General features: G+C 65.3%; 4 protein-coding genes. All 4 read left to right on the top strand.

Annotation, left to right across the window (positions count from 1 at the left end; genetic code table 11):
* Positions 1-1238, top strand: a 1238-nt coding sequence (gene murD / locus EN935_RS24550) for a UDP-N-acetylmuramoyl-L-alanine--D-glutamate ligase (RefSeq protein ID WP_127373692.1), incomplete at its 5' end; no start/stop codon positions are given.
* Positions 1238-2389 (top strand): putative lipid II flippase FtsW, encoded by a 1152-nt coding sequence (gene ftsW, locus EN935_RS24545; RefSeq protein WP_027034940.1) that lies wholly within the window; start codon positions 1238-1240, stop codon positions 2387-2389. The genes murD and ftsW, both read left to right, overlap by 1 nt.
* A gap of 1 nt (position 2390) precedes the next feature.
* On the top strand, positions 2391-3518 hold the full coding sequence (gene murG / locus EN935_RS24540) for an undecaprenyldiphospho-muramoylpentapeptide beta-N-acetylglucosaminyltransferase (protein WP_109668253.1): 1128 nt from the start codon (positions 2391-2393) through the stop codon (positions 3516-3518).
* On the top strand, positions 3515-4267 hold a 753-nt coding region (locus EN935_RS24535; RefSeq protein WP_245489038.1), incomplete at its 3' end, for a Mur ligase domain-containing protein. The genes murG and EN935_RS24535, both read left to right, overlap by 4 nt.

The raw sequence follows: 4267 nt of genomic DNA, 5'->3' as shown, positions 1-4267 counted from the left end.
CCGCCGATCTGCGCGGTGCCGACTGGGCGAAGTTCTCGGCTTTCGTGCTGTCGCCAGGCGTGCCGCTGACGCATCCCAAGCCGCATTGGACGGTGGAGCTGGCGCGCGGTTCAGGCGTCGAGATCATCGGCGACATCGAGCTTTTCTGCCGCGAGCGAATGCTTAGTGCGCCAACGGCGCCCTTCATCGCCATCACCGGCACCAACGGCAAGTCGACGACGACCGCGCTGACCGCGCATATCCTGAAGGCGTCCGGCCGCGACACCCAGATGGGCGGCAATATCGGCCGCGCGGTGATGACGCTCGATCCGCCCGAGCCCGACCGGCATTATGTCGTCGAATGCTCGTCCTACCAGATCGACCTCGCGCCCTCGATCAACCCGACGGCCGGCATCCTGCTCAATCTGACGCCCGACCATCTCGACCGTCACGGCACCATGCAGCACTACGCCGCGATCAAGGAACGGCTGGTGGCCGGCAGCGAGACGGCGATCATCGGCATCGACGATTCCTGGTGCGCGCAGATTGCCGAGCGGCTGGAGCGGGCGGGGCGTCATGTCATCCGCATTTCCAAGCGGCTGCCGTTGACCGACGGCTATTTCGCCGACGGTGGCGATCTGATGGAGGCGGTGCACGGCCGCTACAGCCGTGTCGCCTTCCTCGAAGGCATCGGCTCGCTGCGCGGCCAGCACAATGCACAGAACGCGCTGGCGGCGGTCGCCGCTTGCCTGAGGGTCGGGCTGGAACTTGGCGAGATCCAGTCCGGACTGGAAAGCTTTCCCGGCCTCGCGCACCGCATGGAGCAGGTCGGCCGCAAGGACCATGTGCTGTTCATCAACGATTCCAAGGCGACCAACGCCGATGCGGCGGCACCGGCGCTGTCGAGCTTTCAGCGCATCTACTGGATTGCCGGCGGCTTGCCCAAGGAAGGCGGCATCGAGCCGTTGCGCGGTTTCTTCCCGCGTATCGCCAAGGCCTATCTGATTGGCGAGGCCGCGCCGGCTTTTTCGGCGACACTGGGCGAGGCTGTGCCTTACGAGATTTCAGGCACGCTGGCCGCGGCAGTCGAGCACGCCGCGCACGATGCGGCCCAGGACGACAGCGGCGAGGCGGTGGTGCTGTTGTCGCCGGCCTGCGCCAGTTTCGACCAGTTCAAGAATTTCGAAGTCCGCGGCGAAGCCTTCAGGCAAGCTGCGAATGCTATCGAGGGTGTGAAACCCATCGGAGGGGCACGATAATGCAGAGCCGTCTCGACAAAAGCCCGGTTGCGACCTGGTGGTGGACGATCGATCGCTGGTTCCTGGCGGCGTTCCTGTCGCTGATGGGGCTTGGCATCGTCTTGTCCTTCGCGGCCAGCCCGGCGGTGGCCGAACGCATCGGTCTCGACAGTTTCCACTTCGCCACAAGGCAGATCATTTTCACCGTGCCGGCGCTTGGCGTGATGCTGGCGGTGTCCTTCCTCGATTCCCGGCAGATCCGGCGCATGGCGCTGATCATGCTGTGCCTGATGCTGGTGCTGATGGTGGCGGTGCTCTACATCGGCGTCGAGGTGAAGGGCGCGCGGCGCTGGGTGTCGCTTGCCGGCCTGTCCATCCAGCCCTCTGAATTTCTGAAACCCGCCTTCGTCATCATGTGCGCCTGGCTGTTTGCCGAACACAAGCGCCAGCCCGACATTCCGGGCAATCTGTTTGCCATGCTGCTGCTGGTGCTGGTCGTGTCGCTGCTGGTGGCGCAACCGGACCTCGGCCAGACCATGCTGACGACCGGCACCTGGGGTATCATGTTCTTCATGGCGGGGCTGCCCTGGCTGTGGATCGTCGCACTGGGGGCGGCCGGCGTCGGCGGCGTCTTTGCCGCCTATACGGTGTTTCCGCATGTTGCCTTGCGCATCGACAAGTTCCTCACCGGCGAGGGCGACACGTTCCAGGTCGACATGGGGCGCGAGGCGCTGATCAATGGCGGCTGGTTCGGCGTCGGGCCGGGCGAGGGCACGGTCAAGCGGGTCATCCCCGACAGCCATGCCGACTTCGTCTTCTCGGTCGCCGGCGAAGAGTTCGGGCTGATCATGTGCTTCTTCATCATGTCGATCTTCGCCTTCATCGTGCTGCGCGGCCTCAACACGGCGCTGAAGGAACACGACGATTTCACCCGCTATGCGGTCGGCGGTCTCGTCACTGTCTTCGGCCTGCAGGCAGTCATCAACATGTGCGTCAACCTGCAGCTGGTGCCGGCCAAGGGCATGACGCTGCCGTTCATCTCCTATGGCGGCTCCTCGCAGATCGCCATCGCCATCTCGATGGGCATGGTGCTGGCGCTGACACGCAAGCGGCCGGAAAAGCGCAAGCAGATGGGCTTTGGCCTGTCGCAACGCGCCGTGCCGGCGGAGTGATATGGCCAGAGGCGTCATCCTTCTCGCGGCGGGCGGAACCGGTGGGCACCTTTTCCCGGCCGAGGCGCTGGCGCATGAGCTGAACGAGCGCGGCTGGTCGGTACATCTGGCGACCGACGACCGTGCCGAGCGTTTCGCCAGCCATTTCCCGGCCGCCGCCATCCATCCGATCCAGTCGGCGACGATGGGCTCGAAAAATCCTTTTGCCCTGCTTGGCGCCTTCTGGAAAATCTGGCGCGGCGTGCGTCAGGCTTCCGCCATCATTGGCAGGATCAAGCCGGATGCCGTCGTCGGCTTCGGCGGCTATCCGACCTTGCCGCCGCTCTACGCGGCGACACGGCGCAAGGTGCCGACGCTGATCCATGAGCAGAACGCGGTGATGGGACGCGCCAACCGTGCGCTGGCCGGCCGCGTCGATGCCATCGCCGGCGGCTTCCTGCCGCAGGACACCAGTTCTGCCGGCGTCAAGACGGTGACGACGGGCAATCCGGTCAGGCCTGCCGTGCTGGAAGCGGCCAAGACGGCTTATGCGGCGTCGACCGGGGAACAGCCGTTTCGCCTGCTGGTGTTCGGCGGCAGCCAGGGCGCCCAGTTCTTTTCCGATGCCGTGCCGGGAGCCATGGCGCTGCTTTCCGATGCCCAGCGCAAGCGGCTGGTGATCACGCAGCAGGCGCGCGCGGATGACGTGGCGCGGGTCAAGGCGGCCTATGCCGCCCTTGGCGTCGCCGTCGAGGTCTCACCCTTCTTCACCGACATGGCGCAGCGCATAGCGACCGCTCACCTGGTGATCTCGCGCTCCGGTGCCTCGACTGTCTCGGAGATCGCCGTCATTGGCCGGCCGGCGCTGCTGGTGCCTTACCCCTATGCGCTCGATCACGACCAGGCGGCGAACGCGGCGGCCCTTGCCGCTGCTGGCGGCGGCGAAGTGCACCCACAATCCTCGCTTTCGCCCGAACGCATCGCAGCGCTCGTCGGCGGGCTGATGGATGCTCCCGAGCGGCTGGCGGCGATGGCGGCGGGCGCGAAATCGGCAGGCAGGCCGGACGCGGCACGGTTGCTCGCTGATCTCACAGAGGCTATTGCGTCGAAAAAAACCGTTTCGGATTTCAGGAAGGGGACGCACGCATGAAGATGCCGCAGACCATCGGCCTTGTGCATTTCATCGGTATTGGCGGCATCGGCATGAGCGGCATTGCCGAAGTGCTGCACAATCTCGGCTACAAGGTGCAAGGGTCCGACCAGGCCGAAAGCGCCAATGTGCAGCGGCTGCGCGACAAGGGCATCGAATGCTTCGTCGGCCACAAGGCCGAGAACCTCGGCGATGCCGAGGTGGTCGTCGTCTCGACGGCGATCAAGAAATCCAACCCGGAGCTCAAGGCCGCGCGCGAAAAGCTGTTGCCGATCGTGCGCCGGGCCGAGATGCTGGCCGAGCTGATGCGCTTTCGCCAGGCGGTGGCGATCGGCGGCACGCATGGCAAGACGACGACGACCTCGATGGTGGCGACCTTGCTCGACGCCGGCGGGCTCGATCCGACCGTCATCAATGGGGGCATCATCAATGCCTATGGCACCAACGCGCGCATGGGCGACGGCGAATGGATGGTGGTCGAGGCCGACGAGAGCGACGGCACCTTCCTCAAGCTGCCGGCCGAGATCGCCGTCGTCACCAACATCGATCCCGAGCATCTCGATCACTATGGCAGTTTCGACAAGGTGCGCGAGGCCTTCCGCCAGTTCGTCGAGAACGTGCCGTTCTACGGTTTTGGCGTGATGTGCACCGATCATCCTGAGGTGCAGGCGCTGGTCAGCCGCATCGAAGATCGCCGCGTCATCACCTATGGCGAGAACGCGCAGGCCGATGTGCGCTTCACCAACCAC

The organism is Mesorhizobium sp. M7D.F.Ca.US.004.03.1.1 (assembly GCF_003998635.1).
Lineage (GTDB): Bacteria > Pseudomonadota > Alphaproteobacteria > Rhizobiales > Rhizobiaceae > Mesorhizobium > Mesorhizobium loti.
This window is presented reverse-complemented; position numbering and strand designations above follow the sequence as displayed.

Bases quoted from the DNA above. Each gene is read 5' to 3' on its own strand.
- ftsW (WP_027034940.1), top strand. From the start codon at position 1,238: ATGCAGAGCCGTCTCGACAAAAGCCCGGTTGCGACCTGGTGGTGGACG.
- murG (WP_109668253.1), top strand. From the start codon at position 2,391: ATGGCCAGAGGCGTCATCCTTCTCGCGGCGGGCGGAACCGGTGGGCAC.